A 16,532-nucleotide genomic window follows, 5' to 3' on the forward strand; every position below is an offset into this window, starting at 1 on the left:
GCCGCGGCCGTGGGCGGTCCCAGGGCCGGTCTTCTGACGGGCAGACTCTCGCACATCCGGGCCCGCCCGTGCAGGGCGGTCCGGGGCCGGGGGTCGTCGTGAGGCGCTGACCAGGCGTGATGCGGAAGGCGGGTGACAGCGGGCGGGCTGCGGAAGCGGACTAGAGGGCGAGTCCGTGCGCTTCGGCGCCGTCGACGGCGAGGATGCGGTGCAACTTGGTGGCCACCAGCAGTCGCTGGAGCTGGGCCGGGACGGAGCGCAGCACCAGGCGGCGGCCGATCCGGCCGGCCCGGCGGTGGGTGCCCATGATGACGCCGAGGCCGGTGGCGTCCCAGAACTCCAGCCGGGTGAGGTCGAGCACGAGGTCGCCGAGGCCGCCGTCCACGGCCTGGTGCAGCCGGGCCCGCGCGTCGGCGGCGGTGCGCACGTCGAGGCGGCCTTCGATGGCCAGCGCCGTGTGGTCGCCGGTGATGCGCATGCTCTCCTCCTTCGCCTGGACGGCCTGGTGCGGGGTGGGGCCGACCCGGCCGTACCGGGTGCGGGAGCGGGGGTGGGTGTCCGGGCGGGCCGCGGCCCCACGCCCGGACCCGGTCGGAATGCCGGGTTCCCTCATCTGACGGTGAACCCGCTCCGCAGGTTGCTGGTTCCCGCCGGATCTGAAGCAACTTCACTCGTCCGAGGGAATATACGCAGGAAGCTTCCACACCTACGCTCGATTACCGCCCAAATCACCCGTCTGCGGCATCCGGCGTGAGGAAACTCACCCGACCCGGTGGAGCGGGCCGTACGATGCTCCGATCGCACGGCCCGCCGGGCCGTTCAGCCCTGTCGGATCACTTGCCTTCGTACGGGTAGAAGCCGCGGCCGCTCTTGCGGCCCAGGTCTCCGGCGGTGACCATGCGGGCCATGATCTCGGGGGCGGCGAACTTCTCGTCCTGGGTCTCGGTGTAGATGTTCCGGGCGGCGTGCAGCAGGATGTCCACGCCGGTCAGGTCGGCGGTCTGCAGCGGGCCCATCGCGTGGCCGAAGCCCAGGCGGCAGGCGGTGTCGATGTCCTCGGCGGTGGCGACGCCCGACTCGTACAGCTTGGCGGCCTCGACGACCAGCGCGGTGATCAGGCGGGTGGTGATGAAGCCGGCCACGTCGCGGTTGACGACCACGACCTCCTTGCCGACGCCCTCGGCGTAGGCGCGGGCGGTGGCCAGTGCCTCGTCGCTGGTCTTGTAGCCGCGGACCAGCTCGACCAGCTTCATCATCGGGACGGGCGAGAAGAAGTGGACGCCGACGACCGACTCCGGGCGCTGGGTGGCGGCGGCGATCCGGGTGATCGGGATGGCGGAGGTGTTGGAGGCCAGCACGGCACCGTCCTTGGCGAGCTTGTCCAGCTCGCGGAAGACGGCCTCCTTGACCTCCAGCTGCTCGAAGACGGCCTCGACCACGATGTCGGCCTCGGCGACGGCGCCCAGGTCGGTGGTGGTGGTGATCCGGCCCAGGGCGGCCTCGGCGTCCTCGGCGCTCAGCTTGCCCTTGGAGACGAACTTCTCGTACGAGGCGCGGATGCCGGCGAGGCCGCGCTGCAGCGCTTCCTCGGTGACGTCCCGCAGCACCACCGGGTGACCGGCCTGCGCGGACACCTGGGCGATGCCGGCGCCCATCAGGCCGGCACCGATCACGGCGATCTGCTTGCTGGACGCATTGCTCATGGCTGGGTCTCCCGATGCCGTCGCCGCCTCGCGGGCGGGCCCTGAAGGCGGCTCAGGGCAGGGATCGCCGCCCTCCGAGCCGCATCGCTCAATTCGGGGACTCTAATGCCCGAATGCTCCGTGCAGTAGCAATCGGGAGTGTGATCTGCAACCGACCTGGTCAACCGCTCGAACAGCCGGTCAGACGGTCAGCGGGTTCACATGGTCCGCCGGTTCACATGGTCCGCCGGTTCACATGGTCGGACGGTCAGATGGTCAGACCGAGGTCCTGCGCGAGGATCGCCGCCTGCACCCGGCTGCGCATCCGCAGCTTCGCCAGGATCCGGCTGACGTGCGTCTTGGTGGTGGCCTCGGCCATCTCCAGCCGGGCCGCGATCTCCCCGTTGGACAGCCCCGCCCCGACGCAGGCCAGCACCTCCCGTTCCCGGACGGTCAGCCCGGCCACCGCCTCCCTGGCCTCCGACCCGACCGGCCGCCCCGGACGGGCGAAGCTGCCGATCAGCCGCCTGGTCACCGAGGGCGCCAGCATGCCGTCCCCGCGCGCCACCGTCCGGATGCCCTCGACCAGGGTGTCCGCCTCCAGGTCCTTGAGGAGGAACCCGGCCGCGCCGGCCCGCAGCGCGCCGTAGACGTACTCGTCCAGGTCGAAGGTGGTCAGCACGAGCACCTGGGCGGCCCCGGCCGCGACCACCTCGCGGGTCGCCGAGACGCCGTCCAGCCGGGGCATCTGCACGTCCATCAGCACCACGTCCGGCCGCAGCTCCAGCGCCAGCCGGACCGCCTCCTCGCCGTCGGCGGCCTGCCCGACCACCTCGAACTCCGGTTCGGCGCGCAGGATCATCACCAGCGCCGCCCGTACCGCCGCCTGGTCCTCCGCCACCAGCACCCGGATCGTCATGCCCGTCCCTCGCTCCCCTGCGCGCGCGGCAGCACCGCGCGCACGCTCCAGTACCCGTCGTTCGGCCCGGCCTCGAAGCTGCCGCCGAGCAGTCCGGCCCGTTCCGCCATGCCCACCAGTCCGGCCCGGGCGCCGGGCAGTCCGCGGCCCGGCTCGCCGCGGTACGGACTGTCGACCGCGATCCGCACGTCCTGCGGCCCGAACTCCAGCCGCAGCCGGACCAGTCCGGGCCCGGAGTGCTTGAGCGCGTTGGTCAGCGACTCCTGGACGATCCGGTACGCGGCCAGCCCGACCGGCACCGGTACCTCCCCGCGCTCGCCGTGCTCGGCCAGTTCGAAGTCCAGCCCGACGTCCTGGCCGGCCGCCCGGGCCTTGGCCAGCAGGGCGTCCACCGCGGCCAGGTCGGGCGCGGCGTACGACTCGTCGACCTCTCCCCCACCGCTGTCGCGCAGCAGTCCGATCATGCGACGCATTTCGGCCAATCCCTGGACGCTGTTCTCCCGGATCACCGCCAGCACCTCGACCAGCGGGTCGTCCGCCGGCATGCTCCGGCGCTTGGCCACCGACTGGGCGCCGGTGGCGTGGATCGCGATCGCCGACAGGTGGTTGGCCACCACGTCGTGCAACTCCCGTGCCATCCGGGCCCGTTCGGCGCCGACCGCCTCGCGCCGGTCCATCTCCGAGAGCAGCGCGGTCTGCTCGGCCCGCAGCCGCTCGGTCTCCGCCTCCTGCCGGTGCTTGCGCACCACGTCGCCGGTCCACACCGGCGCCAGGAAGACCAGCGCGCTGATCACCGCGATCAGCAGCCCGGCCGGGGTGCCGCCGGCGTACCAGGCCAGGCTGGAGAGCACCAGCACGGTCGACCCGCCGGTCAGGTGCAGCACCCGCGACATCCGGCGGCTGCCGTAGATCACCGCCGCGTACAGCAGATCGGTGTACATGATCAGCGTCGCCAGCAGGCTGCCGGTGAACAGGCTGGCCGCGAAGGCCAGACCGCCCACCGAGACCGCGAGCACCGGTCTGGTCCGCCGGCACAGCTCCAGCGCGGCCATCACCAGCATCGGCAGGACGACGGCCCACAGCGGGAGGCGGTCGGCGTTGTCGTACACCCGGAAGACGATCAGCACCGTCCCGCCGAGCAGCCCGCAGAGGGCGATCAGCTGGTCGAGCCGGCGCGGGGGGAGGGACGGAACGAGCACACCCCCATCTCACCATCCCCGGCGGGCCGCCCGGCTCCGGTCCGCGGAGGAGCCCGCTACATCGAAAGGTGCAGGCCCGGACGGCACCCCGCGACGACGACAGCGGCGCGCCCGCGCACGAGGCTGGAGGCACCGCCGAACGCCCTGGAGCAGAACGTGATCGTCACCCTCATCGTCGCGGCCGAGATCTCCTGGTGGATCGTGCTCGGCCTGGCCCTCTCCGCCCGCTACCTGCTGCGGTGGCGCCGCACCAGCACCGTGCTGCTGCTCGGCCTCCCGGCCGTCGACCTCGCCCTGTACGCGCTCACCGTGCTCGACCTGCGCGGCGGCGCCGAGGCGAGCTGGACGCACGCGCTGGCCGCGAGCTACGCCGGCTTCTCGGTCGGGTACGGGCCCTCGCTGGTCCGCTGGGCCGACCGGCACTTCCTGCACCGCTTCGCCGGCGGCCCCAAGCCGCTGCCCTCGCCGAAGTACGGCCCGGAGCGGACCAGGTACGAGTGGCAGGTCGCCGGCCGGACCGTCGTCTCGGCGGCGATCACGCTCACCCTGATCACCCTGCTCGTCCCGCTCTCCGCGGGCTCCGCCCACTACGGCACCTTCGCGCAGTGGTACTGGCGGCTGGGCATCGCCGCCGTGGTCAACGTGGTCGTGGCCGCCTGCTACTCGCGGTGGCCCAGGGAGGCCCCGGCGGGCGTGGTGGTGGTGGACGGCCGCGTGGTGGAGGAGGAGAAGACCCCGGCCCGGCAGGCCTAGCGCCAGTCCCCGCAGGCGCCCGAAGACGGGCCCTAGACGAGTAGTTCCGAAGTCGGCTGGATTTGCCGGATCTGCTCCGGACATGCAGGGAGGGTGTCCAGCATCGGGTTGTGACGACCGAAGAGCTGGACACCCTCCTGACGGCACTCTACGTGCAGATCGATGATCACCTGCCCCGAACACGGTGGTTGGGCCGCCCGCCGCGGCTGACGGACTCCGAGCTGGTCTGCCTGGCCGTGGCCCAGGTCCTGCTCGGCTTCCACTCCGAGGCCCGCTGGATCCGCTTCGCCCACGCTCACCTGCGCGACATGTTCCCGGGCCTGCCCCAACGCCCGGCCTACAACAAGCGTCTGAGGGCCGCCCGGCCACTGCTCCAGCAGGCCATCCGCGACCTGGCGAAGGCGACCGACCTGTGGGCCGACCCGGTCTGGATCACGGACTCGACGCCGGTCGAGTGCGGCCGTTCCCGCGACACCGTCCGCCGCTCGGAACTCGCGGGCTGGGCCGGCTACGGCTACAGCCGCTCCCACTCGCGCTGGTTCTGGGGCCTGAAGCTGCACCTGGTCTGCACCCCGGTCGGGCTGCCCGTCACCTGGGCCCTGGCCAGTCCCAAGGTCGACGAGCGCGAGGTCCTGGCCGCGCTCGTCGAGACCGAACCCCATCTCGCACGCGAGCGGCCCGGCCTGCTGATCCTCGCCGACAAGGGCTACGTCTCCGCCGAACTCGACCGCTGTCTCGACCAGTACGGCATCGGGCTGCTGCGGCCCTCCTACCGCAACCGGGCCCCACGCCCGGGTGAGGGCCTGCTGAAGTCCGTCCGCCAGCTGATCGAGTCCGTCAACGACACCCTCAAGGGCCAGCTCGGCCTCGAACAGCACGGCGGCCGCACCATCGAAGGCGTCGGCACACGAGTCGGCCAGCGGCTGCTGGCGCTGACCTGCGCGATCTGGCACAACCGCACCACCGGCCGACCCGTCACCCGCTCACTGATCGCCTACGACCACTGACCGACTTCGGAACTACTCGTCTAGCGGTTCTCGCCCGGCACCCAGAGCACGTCACCGCGCTCCTTGTTGGCCACCCGGGCCAGGATGAACAGCAGGTCGGAGAGCCGGTTGAGGTACTTCGCGGTCAGCGGGTTGACCGTGTCGCCGTGCTCCGCGATCGCCGCCCAGGTGGAGCGCTCGGCCCGCCGCACCACGGTGCAGGCCAGGTGCAGGTGGGCGGCGCCGGCCGTGCCGCCGGGCAGGATGAAGCTGCGCAGCTTCTCCACCTGCTCCAGGTAGTGGTCGCAGTCCCCCTCCAGCCGGTCGACGTAGGACTGCAGCACCCGCAGCGGCGGGTACTTCGGGTCCTCGACCACCGGGGTGGACAGGTCGGCGCCGACGTCGAACAGGTCGTTCTGGACCCGGACCAGCACCGCCGCCACGTCCTCGGGCAGCTGCCCGACCGCGAGCGCCACCCCGATCGCCGCGTTCGCCTCGTTGGCGTCGGCGTACGCGATCAGCCGCGGGTCGGTCTTGGTGGTCCGGCTCATGTCGCCGAGCGCGGTGGTGCCGTCGTCGCCGGTACGGGTGTAGATGCGCGTCAGATTGACCATGCGGCCACCCTAGCCCGGCAGGTTAAGCCGCGTTAACCCCGCAAGCCGCTCCTACGCGACATTGACCCTCCCCCAGCCTCCGGCCGGGGGTACCCCCATCCGAGAGTCCCGTCGCTACGCGACATTGACTCTCTGCCCGGGCGGGGCCGCCTCCAGCCAGGCGAGGAAGCCGGTCAGCGCGTCCTCGCTCATCGCCAGCTCCAGCGGCGCCCCGTTGTGCAGGCAGCGCAGCACCACCGAGCCGGAGAGCAGCGCCAGCTCCTCCTGGCCCTCCGGGTAGCGCCGGCCGAGCACCTCGATCTCCCGCCGCGGCAGCACCTTGCGCGGGCGCGGGGCGTACGAGAAGACCCGGAACCACTCGATGGAGTCGCCGCTGTACCGGCCGATACCAAAAACCCACCCCTTGCCGTCGGTCGGGGGGACCGGGGCGGAGGTGGGTTTGCCGTTCTCGTCGAGGTCGGGCTGCGTCGAGGCGTCGGCGGGCATTTTGAGCCGGTAACTGCAGTCGAACGTGCCGCCGACCCGCTGGATCAAGCGGCGCCGGACGGCGAAGGCCATCAGGCCGATCACACCCAGCGCCACGACCGCCGCACACACCACAAGCGCGAGGACCATGCTCACCTACCTCCTCGCTACCCGCGTTCCCCGTAGCGGTCGTATCAAGCGACCGCGCTGACCTACCAACTACGACGACAGTCCCGGGGTCACGCTCGCGCGTCCCCGGGACCGTCGGTCGACCCCGCTAAGCCGGGGTCCGGCACACTCAGGCGTGGGCCTTGAGGCCGCGCGCCGCGAACAGACGGACCTCGGCGCGACGCTCGGCGTGCGCGTCCAGGTCCGACTTGGCCTGCTCCAGTGCGCGCTCGGCACGCGCGACGTCGATCTCGTCCGCCAGCTCGGCGATCTCCGCGAGCAGAGACAGCTTGTTGTCGGCGAAGGAGATGAAGCCGCCGTGCACCGCGGCGATGACAGTCCCGCCGTCCACCGTGCGGATGGTGACCGGACCGGTCTCCAGCACGCTCAGCACCGGGGTGTGGCCCGGCATGATGCCGGTGTCACCGGAGGCCGTACGGGCGACGACGATGGTGGCCGCACCGGACCACACCTTGCGGTCGGCTGCGACCAGCTCGACGTGCAGCTCAGCCAACGTGGGCTCCTAGGCTCATGCAACCCCCGATTACTCGGGAGTTTCGGTAAGAATAACGGCCCCGCGCCCCCGGCATGAAACCGGCGGCACGGATTTGACCGGAATCACAGCCGATGCGACGCGAGGGGTGGTCCCCAGGCTCGGGGGCCACCCCTCACGGTCATCAGCTGCTACCGGCCGCGATTACTTCTTCGCCAGCTCGGCGGCGTTCTTCTCGAGGTCCTCGATGCCACCGCACATGAAGAAGGCCTGCTCCGGGACGGAGTCGTACTTGCCGTCCGCGATCGAGTTGAAGGCCTCGATGGTCTCCGACAGCGGCACGGTCGAGCCCTCGACACCGGTGAACTGCTTCGCCACGTAGGTGTTCTGCGAGAGGAAGCGCTCGATGCGACGGGCACGGTGGACCGTGATCTTGTCCTCTTCGGACAGCTCGTCCATACCGAGGATGGCGATGATGTCCTGGAGGTCCTTGTACTTCTGCAGGATCCCCTTGATACGGACGGCCGTGTCGTAGTGGGTCTGCGCGATGTACCGCGGGTCGAGGATGCGGGACGTGGAGTCCAGCGGGTCGACGGCCGGGTAGATGCCCTTCTCCGAGATCGGGCGCGACAGAACGGTCGTCGCGTCCAGGTGGGCGAAGGTGGTGGCCGGCGCCGGGTCGGTCAGGTCGTCCGCGGGGACGTAGATCGCCTGCATCGAGGTGATCGAGTGACCGCGGGTCGAGGTGATGCGCTCCTGCAGGAGGCCCATCTCGTCGGCCAGGTTCGGCTGGTAGCCCACCGCGGAGGGCATGCGGCCGAGCAGGGTCGACACCTCGGAACCGGCCTGGGTGAACCGGAAGATGTTGTCGATGAAGAGGAGCACGTCCTGCTTCTCGACGTCACGGAAGTACTCCGCCATGGTCAGCGCGGAGAGCGCGACGCGCAGACGGGTGCCCGGCGGCTCGTCCATCTGGCCGAAGACCAGCGCGGTCTTGTCCAGAACGCCCGAGTCGACCATCTCGTCGATGAGGTCGTTGCCCTCACGGGTGCGCTCACCGACACCGGCGAACACCGACACACCACCGAAGTTCTCGGCGACGCGGTAGATCATCTCCTGGATCAGAACGGTCTTGCCGACACCGGCACCACCGAACAGACCGATCTTGCCACCCTGGACGTACGGGGTGAGCAGGTCGATGACCTTGATGCCGGTCTCGAACATCTCGGTCTTCGACTCGAGCTCGGAGAAGTTCGGGGCCTTGCGGTGGATCGGCCACTTGACCTCGACCTGGGCCTCGAACTCGGCCTTGTCGACGTTCAGCACCTCACCGAGGGCGTTGAAGACCTTGCCCTTGGTGATCTGGCCGACCGGCACGGAGATGGCCGCACCGGTGTCGGTCACCTGGGCGCCACGGACCAGACCGTCGGTCGGCTGCATCGAGATGCCGCGGATCAGGCCGTCGCCGAGGTGCTGGGCGACCTCGAGGGTCAGCACCTTCGTACCCGTGCCGTCGGGGTTGTCCACCTCGACGTGCAGGGCGTTGAACATGTTGGGGATCGCGTCGACGGGGAACTCCACGTCGACGACCGGGCCGATGACCCGCGCGACGCGGCCCGTCGCCGTGGTCGGCTCAACAGTGGTGGTCATTCTCATTCGCTCCCGCGGCTCGCGTCAGCGAGCGCGTTGGCGCCACCGACGATCTCGCTGATTTCCTGGGTGATCTCGGCCTGACGGGCCGAGTTGGCAAGCCGCGTGAGCGACTTGATGAGCTCGCCGGCGTTGTCCGTCGCGCTCTTCATCGCGCGGCGGCGGGCGGCGTGCTCGGAAGCGGCCGACTGCAGCAGCGCGTTGTAGATCCTGCTCTCGACGTACCGCGGCAGCAGCGCGTCCAGGACGCCCTCCGCCGACGGCTCGAAGTCGTACAGCGGGAAGATCTCCGACTTGGCCGGCGTCTGGTCGCTGAGCTGGACCTCGTCCAGCTTCAGCGGCAGCAGCCGGGCCGCCACCGCGTCCTGCGTCAGCATCGACACGAACTCGGTCGAGACCACGTGGAGTTCGTCCACGCCGCCGGTCTCGGCCGTGAAGGCCTCGATCAGCTCGGCCCCGACCATCTTCGCGTCACCGTAGGTCGGCTTGTCCGAGAAGCCCGTCCACGAGTTCCCCACCGTCAGGTTGCGGAAGGTGTAGTACGACAGACCCTTCCGACCGACGATGTAGGTCACCACGTCCTTGCCCTCCTCGCGCAGCCGCTCGGTGAGCGTCAGCGAGGCCTTGATGGCGTTGGACGAGTAACCGCCGGCCAGGCCGCGGTCCGCCGTGATCAGCAGGACGGCCGCGCGCTTGGCGTTCGGGTTCTCGGTGGTGAGCGGGTGCTTGGCGTTGGACCGGGTGGCCACCGCCGTCACCGCCCGGGTGAGCTCATCGGCGTACGGAGCGGAGGCCGCCACCGCGCGCTGCGCCTTGCCGATGCGCGCCGCGGAGATCATCTCCATCGCCTTGGTGATCTTCTTCGTCGCGGTGACAGAGCGGATCCGGCGCTTGTAGACCCGAAGCTGTGCTCCCATGGGTCGTTACGTCCTTTCCCTCGCTACCGGACTCAGGCCTGCTCGGAGAGCAGCTTGCCGTCGGCGGTCTGGTACCCCTGCTTGAAGGCCTCGATCGCGCTGGTCAGCGCGTCGACGGTGCCGTCGGCCAGCAGACCGGTCTCGACGATGCCGGCGAGCAGGTCCTTGTGCTGCAGGCGGACGTAGTCGAGGAACTCGCGCTCGAAGCGGCGGATCTCGGCGACCGGGACGTCGTCCAGCTTGCCGGTGGTGCCGGCCCAGATGGAGACGACCTGCTCCTCGACCGGGAACGGCTGGTACTGGCCCTGCTTCAGCAGCTCGACCATGCGCGCACCGCGCTCCAGCTGGGCCTTGGAGGCCGCGTCCAGGTCGGAGCCGAAGCCGGCGAAGGCCTCCAGCTCACGGTACTGGGCGAGGTCCAGGCGCAGACGGCCGGCGACCGAGCGCATGGCCTTGATCTGGGCGGAGCCACCGACGCGGGAGACCGAGATACCGACGTTCACGGCCGGGCGGATGCCGGCGTTGAACAGGTCGGACTCCAGGAAGCACTGGCCGTCGGTGATGGAGATGACGTTGGTCGGGATGTACGCCGAGACGTCGTTGGCCTTGGTCTCGATGATCGGCAGACCGGTCATCGAGCCGCCGCCGAGCTCGTCGTTCAGCTTGGCGCAGCGCTCCAGCAGGCGGGAGTGCAGGTAGAAGACGTCACCCGGGTAGGCCTCGCGGCCCGGCGGGCGGCGCAGCAGCAGGGAGACGGAGCGGTAGGCCTCGGCCTGCTTCGACAGGTCGTCGAAGATGATCAGGACGTGCTTGCCGGCGTACATCCAGTGCTGGCCGATGGCCGAACCGGTGTACGGGGCGAGGTACTTGAAGCCGGCCGGGTCCGAGGCGGGAGCAGCCACGATGGTGGTGTACTCCAGCGCGCCGGCCTCCTCCAGGGCGCCGCGGACGGACGCGATGGTGGAGCCCTTCTGGCCCACGGCGACGTAGATGCAGCGGACCTGCTTCTCCGGGTCGCCCGAGCGCCAGTTGTCGCGCTGGTTGATGATCGTGTCGACGGCCACCGCGGTCTTGCCGGTCTGGCGGTCACCGATGATCAGCTGACGCTGGCCACGGCCGATCGGGGTCATGGCGTCGATCGCCTTGATGCCGGTCTGCAGCGGCTGCTTGACCGACTTGCGGGCCATGACGCCGGGGGCCTGCAGCTCCAGGGCACGACGGGACTCGGCGGTGATCTCGCCCAGGCCGTCGATCGGGTTGCCCAGCGGGTCCACGACGCGGCCGAGGTAGCCGTCGCCGACCGGAACCGAGAGGACCTCGCCGGTGCGGCGCACGGTCTGGCCCTCTTCGATGCCGCCGAACTCACCGAGGATGACGACACCGATCTCGCGGGTGTCGAGGTTCAGCGCGAGGCCGAGCGTGCCGTCCTCGAACTTCAGCAGCTCGTTCGCCATGACCGAGGGCAGGCCCTCGACATGCGCGATGCCGTCCGCCGCGTCAGTGACCGTGCCGACCTCTTCCACAGAAGCGGCGTCCGGCTGGTACGACTGGACAAAGTCGGCCAGCGCGTCCCGGATCTCCTCCGGACGGATCGTAAGCTCCGCCATCAGGCTTCCCTGCTCTCCTAGTTTGCGATCCTCGGCCCGCCATTGAGGGCCGCAAGTATTCGACTCTCGGCCGGGTCTTCCGAACCGGCCGTACGTTGTACCGGCTCCTTGGGGAACCGGTTTCCCGACCGAGGGTCGGATGTGCTGCTTCGGTGCTTGCTCAGCCTTCGAGCGACTGGCGAGCGCCCTCGAGGCGGCTCGACACGGTGCCGTTGATGATCTCGTCACCGATCTGCACCCGGACACCGCCGACGACCTCGGGGTCGACGTCGATGTTCAGGTGGACCTGGCGGCCGTACATCCGGTGCAGAGCGCCGGACAGGCGCTCCTTCTGGGTGTCCGACAGCGGCACGGCGGTGGTGACCAGGGCCACCACGCGGCCACGGCGAGCGGCGGCGAGCTTCGAGTAGGACGCGAGGCCCTGCTCCAGGCTACGGCCACGCGGCGCGTTGACGAGGGCGGTGACCAGCCGGACGGTGCCGGCGTTGGCGCGGCCGCCGAGCAGCTTCTTGATCAGCTCGGCCTTCGCGACGGCACCGGCCTTCGGCTCGGTCAGCGCGGCGCGCAGCTCGTGGGAGCCGCTCACCACCCGGCCGAAGCGGAAGACCTCGTCCTCGACGTCGTCCAGCGCACCGGCCTTGTCCGCGGCGATGATCTCGGCGTAAGCGGCGAGCTCCTCGGTCGCGTCCACCAGGTCACGCGAGCCCGACCAGCGGGAGCGGACCAGACCGGAGACCAGGTCGACGGCCTCGCCGGAGACCTGGCCGGTCAGCAGCGAGGTGACCAGCTGGGCCTTGTCCTGGCCCGACCGGGACGGGTCGGTCAGGACGCGGCGCAGCGAGACCTCGCGGTCCAGCACGGCGGTGACGGCGGTGAGCTCGTCGGCGAGCTTGGCCGCGTCCACCGTGGTGGAGTCGGTCAGGCTCTCGAGGTTCTGCCGACCGGCGGCGAGGGCCTCACGGCTGGCGCCGATCACTTGGCCGCGCCCTGAGCAACGGCGGCCTTGGCCTCCAGCTCGTCCAGGAAGCGGTCGATGACACCGCTCTGCCGGGTGTGGTCCTCGAGGGACTCACCCACGATGCGGGACGCCAGCTGGGTGGCCAGCGAGCCCACGTCCTGGCGCAGGGCGGCAGTCGCCTGCTTCTTGTCGGCCTCGATCTGGGCGTGACCGGCCGCGACGATGGCCTCGCGCTGACGCTGGCCCTCCTCGCGCATCTCGGCGAGCTGGGCGGCGCCCTGCTCGCGAGCCTGCTCGACAATGCGGGCGGCCTCGTGACGCGCCTCGGCAAGCTCGGCGCGGTACTGCTCAAGCACGGCCTGGGCCTCGGCCTGAGCGGCCTCGGCGCGCTCCATGCCGCCCTCGATGGCATCCCGGCGCTCCGACAGCACCTTCTCGATGCTGGGGAGGAGCTTCTTGCCGAGCAGACCGAAGACGATGAAGAAGCAGAGCAGGCCGATGATGACCTCGGGCCAAGCGGGGAGAAGAGGGTTCATCTTCTCCTCTTCCGCGAGGAAGACCACGGGGTTCATATCTGAACCTTTCGTCTGGTGGGACTACCGGTGTGCCGGAATTACTTGCCGGTGCCGAACACGAACGGCATGACGATGCCGATGAGCGCGAGCGCCTCGGTCAGCGCGAAGCCGATGAACATGTTCGAGCGGATCAGGCCGGCAGCCTCGGGCTGACGGGCCATGGCCTGAACGCCGTTGCCGAAGATGAGACCGACGCCGATGCCGGGGCCGATGGCGGCGAGGCCGTAACCGACGGAAGCGATGGAACCGACGACGCCCTCAGCGAGCATGCTCATTGCGATTGTCCTTTGCAGGGGTGGTGAACCGGTGGTGATTGGCCACCGGGCGATCACAGGGGGTGGTTCATGGGAGGCCAGGGCCTCAGGCTCAGTGCGCCTCTTCCAGGGCACCGGCGATGTAGCTGCTGGCCAGCATCACGAAGATGTAGGCCTGCAGGAACTGGACCAGCAGCTCGAAGGCGGTCAGGCCGACGGCGACGATGAACGAGGCCGAGCCGTAGAGCGCGCCCAGGGTCGGGCTGAGCAGGTACCAGGAGGCGATGGAGAACATCACGATCAGCAGGTGGCCGGCGAACATGTTCGCGAAGGCTCGGACCGCGAGCGTGAAGGGGCGCACGAAGATGTTCGAGAAGAACTCGATCGGCACCAGGATGAACATGACCCAGCCGGGGATGCCCGACGGCCAGCAGAGGTTCTTCAGACCGCCGACGAAGCCGTGCTTCTTGAAGGTCAGCGTCATGTAGGTGATCCACACGACCGCCGCGAGGCCGGCCGGGAACGCGATCGCCGCCGTCACGGGGAACTGGGCGAACGGGATGACCGACATGATGTTCAGCAGCCACACGAAGAAGAACATCGAGACCAGCATCGGGACGTACTTCTCGCCCTTTTTGCCGATCGTCTCCAGCACGATGGAGCGCTTGACGAAGTCGTAGCCGATCTCACCGACCAGCTGCAGCTTGCCGGGCACCAGGCGCGGCTTCGCGAAGGCGGCCCAGAAGAAGACGACCACCAGCAGCGCGACCACGATCGACAGCAGCATCGGCTTGTTGAACTCGACGCTGCCGATCGAGAAGATCGGCTTGAACTGGAACTCGTTCAGACCCGGAGCCGGGAAGCCACAACCAGCGTCCCCGAAGTGGCAACTGCCTGAGGCGAGGTACGACGTGAGTTCAGCACTCACCACGGACTCCTTCGTCGTGACGCATGGATACGGCACCCTCGGTGTGTCGGCGTGGCCTCGGGCCACGGAGCGGCACTGGAACTTGATGGGTTTCTCGCCGACCCCGCGCGACGGCGCGCTGCGCGACTGCGGGATCATCGAAGACTGCGCGGGTCCGGGGGGCGATCGGTCCGCTGTGCGGACAGACCAGGCCTCTTCCCGTACTCCGTTGTTGCGACGGACGATAGCAGGCCGTCAGTGCGGCATAAACACCGCCCCCCTCGAAGGGGGGACAGCCGGGCCTCGTCACTGTTGACGTCCCGAGTCGGAGGGCTTGTCGCCCTTCTTTTCCGAGGCGTCGGTGTCGACGTAGAAAGTCTTGGCCTTGAGTGCGCCGCGCACCTGGAAGCCCGTCCAGATCAGGGCGCAGCCCAGCAGGGTGAAGGCGAACGCCTGCCGGTTGAAGAGCTCGGTGTTCTTGAAGATCGCGAGCACGATGCCGACCAGCAGGATCTGCGTGGTGTACACCAGCAGCCCGGCGGCCATCAGGATGTGCGGGTTCGACCTGGTCAGCCGGTCGAGCGCGATCTGGCCGAAGCTGAAGAAGGCCATGACGAGCAGTGCGCCGAAGAGGGCGCCGAGCAGCCCCTTCCCACCGGCGACTGCGAAGGAGATCGCCATGGCGATGATCCCGGCGACCGCAGTGGGAATCGCGGCGCCTCGGAGGATCCGGGCGTCGGTGGACGGCATGTCGGCAGCTCCGGCGGCATGTCGATGTGGCGGGGGGACGGGCACAGCGGTGGCGGGTTGACACCGGACCGAGGCATCGCCGCCGGGCCGCCCGCGGGGACGGCGGGCCCGTCGAGGGAGACCGACAGGGACGGAAGTCATCCACCTGTCAGGTCTTTCGGCGTGTTCTCGGTACTCGTGAACGGTATCACAAACTATTTGATGAGAGCTTTACCATGAATGTGTGGCACCTGTCACACCATCGTCTCAACGATTCCGCCGTACGGGTGAGGGCGCCTGATGGGTCGTCAACCACCTTGTCGGCGCCGCCCGTCAGCGACGGCGGCCGGCCGGGCCGTGGTCGGCGGGCTCGGACGGGTTCCGCCCGGCTTCACCCAGGAGTTGCTTGTCCTTCGCCGACAGTTCGGCCATCGGACCTGAGGACTGACGGCGGTACCGCGGCGGGACGAAGGACTGCACCGCCCGCGGGGCGCGCGGCCGGAACCGCGGGATGAGCAGCACCACCAGGCCGAGCAGGCAGAGCCCGGCGAGCGTCAGGACCACGGCACGACCGGTGTTGGTCACCGAGAAGGCCACCGAGCCGAAGGCGATCAGCGCGGCCCAGAAGTACATGATCAGCACGGCCCGGCTGTGCGAGTGCCCGACCTGCAGCAGCCGGTGGTGCAGATGGCGCTTGTCCGCGGCGAACGGCGACTGGCCGGCCCAGGTGCGGCGCACCACGGCCAGCAGCAGGTCGGCCAGCGGCAGCGCGATGACCGTCAGCGGCAGCAGCAGCGGGATGTAGATGGGCACCAGGGTGTGCACGGTGGCGGTCTGCGAACCGGTCTCGTTGCTGATCAGGTCGGGGTCGACCCGGCCGGTGATGGAGATCGCGGCGACGGCCAGCATCAGGCCCAGCATCATCGAGCCGGAGTCGCCCATGAAGATCCGCGCGGGGTGCATGTTGTGCGCCAGGAAGCCCAGGCACATCCCGATCAGCAGCACGCTGAACAGCACGGCGGGGGCCGCGTCGGTGATCGCGTAGCCGTACCAGAGCCGGTAGCTGTACAGGAAGAAGGCGATCGCGGCGATGCAGACCATGCCGCCCGCCAGACCGTCCAGGCCGTCGATGAAGTTCACCGCGTTGACCATGACGACGACCAGGGTGACCGAGATGACCATGCCCTGGGTCGGGCTCACCGCGACCGCGCCGACACCGGGCACCGGGAGGGTGATCACCGTGACGCCCTGCCAGACCATCACACCGGCGGCGATCATCTGGCCGCCGAGCTTCACCAGCGCGTCCACGCCCCACTTGTCGTCGAGCACACCGAGCAGCCACATGATCCCGGCGCCGGACAGCAGCGCGCGGATGTCGGTGCCCTGGCTGAACACCTTGCTCAGGTTGGTGAGTTGCGAGGCGACCAGGATGCCCGCGCAGAGCCCGCCGAACATCGCGATGCCGCCGAGCCGCGGAGTGGGCTCGCGGTGCACGTCGCGGGCGCGCACCGGCGGCATGGCGCCGGCCGCGATGGCGAACTTCCGGACCGGGCCGGTCAGCAGGTAGGTGACGGCGGCGGTGCAGAACAGCACCAGCAGATACTCACGCACCACTGGCCTCCTGCATCACTGTCGAACGGGGAAGTACCGAAGGTA

At 69.6% G+C, this 16,532-nt stretch carries 18 protein-coding genes; 2 read left to right on the forward strand and 16 right to left on the reverse strand.

The genetic code is table 11. The features are described 5' to 3' along the window. Positions 1 to 160: 160 nt before the first annotated feature. From ACYP53_RS03740 to ACYP53_RS03755, 4 genes are all read right to left on the reverse strand, one after another. Complete coding sequence (locus ACYP53_RS03740; RefSeq protein ID WP_189915741.1) at positions 161 to 478, reverse strand: STAS domain-containing protein; 318 nt, start codon at positions 476 to 478, stop codon at positions 161 to 163. A 355-nt stretch (positions 479 to 833) separates the two neighbouring features. Continuing rightward, on the reverse strand, positions 834 to 1,703 hold the full coding sequence (locus tag ACYP53_RS03745; RefSeq protein WP_189915740.1) for a 3-hydroxyacyl-CoA dehydrogenase family protein: 870 nt from the start codon (positions 1,701 to 1,703) through the stop codon (positions 834 to 836). A 247-nt stretch (positions 1,704 to 1,950) separates the two neighbouring features. Then, positions 1,951 to 2,601, reverse strand: a complete 651-nt coding sequence (locus ACYP53_RS03750) for a response regulator (protein ID WP_459646629.1) — start codon at positions 2,599 to 2,601, stop codon at positions 1,951 to 1,953. After that, positions 2,598 to 3,800 carry a sensor histidine kinase gene (locus ACYP53_RS03755; RefSeq protein WP_459646630.1) on the reverse strand — a complete coding sequence of 401 codons (1,203 nt, stop codon included), beginning with the start codon at positions 3,798 to 3,800 and terminating at the stop codon, positions 2,598 to 2,600. The genes ACYP53_RS03750 and ACYP53_RS03755 overlap by 4 nt, the downstream gene beginning before the upstream one ends. Before the next feature lie 156 nt (positions 3,801 to 3,956). On the opposite strand from ACYP53_RS03755, the gene ACYP53_RS03760 reads away from it, so the two are divergent. Further along, positions 3,957 to 4,553 (forward strand): hypothetical protein, encoded by a 597-nt coding sequence (locus ACYP53_RS03760; protein ID WP_459646631.1) that lies wholly within the window; start codon positions 3,957 to 3,959, stop codon positions 4,551 to 4,553. 110 nt (positions 4,554 to 4,663) lie between these two features. Then, positions 4,664 to 5,560, forward strand: coding sequence for an IS982 family transposase (locus tag ACYP53_RS03765; RefSeq protein WP_459646632.1), 897 nt, complete (start codon positions 4,664 to 4,666; stop codon positions 5,558 to 5,560). Positions 5,561 to 5,580: 20 nt separating this feature from the next. Here ACYP53_RS03765 and ACYP53_RS03770 read toward each other — a convergent pair whose 3' ends face one another. From ACYP53_RS03770 to ACYP53_RS03825, 12 genes are all read right to left on the reverse strand, one after another. Further along, positions 5,581 to 6,153, reverse strand: coding sequence for a cob(I)yrinic acid a,c-diamide adenosyltransferase (locus tag ACYP53_RS03770; RefSeq protein ID WP_189915736.1), 573 nt, complete (start codon positions 6,151 to 6,153; stop codon positions 5,581 to 5,583). A 114-nt stretch (positions 6,154 to 6,267) separates the two neighbouring features. Beyond that, a complete protein-coding gene (locus ACYP53_RS03775; RefSeq protein ID WP_030057523.1) occupies positions 6,268 to 6,768 on the reverse strand; it encodes a DUF2550 domain-containing protein in 501 nt (166 codons plus the stop codon). 148 nt (positions 6,769 to 6,916) lie between these two features. Beyond that, the gene (locus tag ACYP53_RS03780) at positions 6,917 to 7,300 is read right to left on the reverse strand and encodes a F0F1 ATP synthase subunit epsilon (RefSeq protein ID WP_030282045.1); all 384 of its coding nucleotides are present in this window, start codon (positions 7,298 to 7,300) and stop codon (positions 6,917 to 6,919) included. A gap of 183 nt (positions 7,301 to 7,483) precedes the next feature. Then, entirely contained in the window at positions 7,484 to 8,929 is a 1,446-nt protein-coding gene (gene atpD, locus ACYP53_RS03785; protein WP_189915735.1) for a F0F1 ATP synthase subunit beta, read from the reverse strand. Between the two features lie 2 nt (positions 8,930 to 8,931). Continuing rightward, positions 8,932 to 9,846, reverse strand: coding sequence for a F0F1 ATP synthase subunit gamma (locus tag ACYP53_RS03790; RefSeq protein WP_459646633.1), 915 nt, complete (start codon positions 9,844 to 9,846; stop codon positions 8,932 to 8,934). Between the two features lie 32 nt (positions 9,847 to 9,878). Beyond that, on the reverse strand, positions 9,879 to 11,453 hold the full coding sequence (gene atpA, locus ACYP53_RS03795) for a F0F1 ATP synthase subunit alpha (RefSeq protein WP_189915733.1): 1,575 nt from the start codon (positions 11,451 to 11,453) through the stop codon (positions 9,879 to 9,881). 160 nt (positions 11,454 to 11,613) lie between these two features. Continuing rightward, complete coding sequence (locus ACYP53_RS03800) at positions 11,614 to 12,429, reverse strand: F0F1 ATP synthase subunit delta (protein WP_459646634.1); 816 nt, start codon at positions 12,427 to 12,429, stop codon at positions 11,614 to 11,616. Continuing rightward, the gene (locus tag ACYP53_RS03805) at positions 12,426 to 12,983 is read right to left on the reverse strand and encodes a F0F1 ATP synthase subunit B (RefSeq protein ID WP_189915731.1); all 558 of its coding nucleotides are present in this window, start codon (positions 12,981 to 12,983) and stop codon (positions 12,426 to 12,428) included. Before ACYP53_RS03805 ends, ACYP53_RS03800 begins: the two co-directional genes overlap by 4 nt. 41 nt (positions 12,984 to 13,024) lie before the next feature. Further along, positions 13,025 to 13,261, reverse strand: coding sequence for an ATP synthase F0 subunit C (atpE, locus tag ACYP53_RS03810; protein WP_030235786.1), 237 nt, complete (start codon positions 13,259 to 13,261; stop codon positions 13,025 to 13,027). Between the two features lie 91 nt (positions 13,262 to 13,352). Then, on the reverse strand, positions 13,353 to 14,168 hold the full coding sequence (atpB, locus tag ACYP53_RS03815) for a F0F1 ATP synthase subunit A (RefSeq protein WP_229928525.1): 816 nt from the start codon (positions 14,166 to 14,168) through the stop codon (positions 13,353 to 13,355). A 285-nt stretch (positions 14,169 to 14,453) separates the two neighbouring features. Then, positions 14,454 to 14,897, reverse strand: a complete 444-nt coding sequence (locus ACYP53_RS03820) for a hypothetical protein (RefSeq protein WP_189915729.1) — start codon at positions 14,895 to 14,897, stop codon at positions 14,454 to 14,456. Between the two features lie 312 nt (positions 14,898 to 15,209). Then, the gene (locus ACYP53_RS03825) at positions 15,210 to 16,487 is read right to left on the reverse strand and encodes an MraY family glycosyltransferase (RefSeq protein WP_189915728.1); all 1,278 of its coding nucleotides are present in this window, start codon (positions 16,485 to 16,487) and stop codon (positions 15,210 to 15,212) included. Positions 16,488 to 16,532: the final 45 nt, after the last annotated feature.

This window comes from Kitasatospora sp. Ki12 (genome assembly GCF_054601375.1).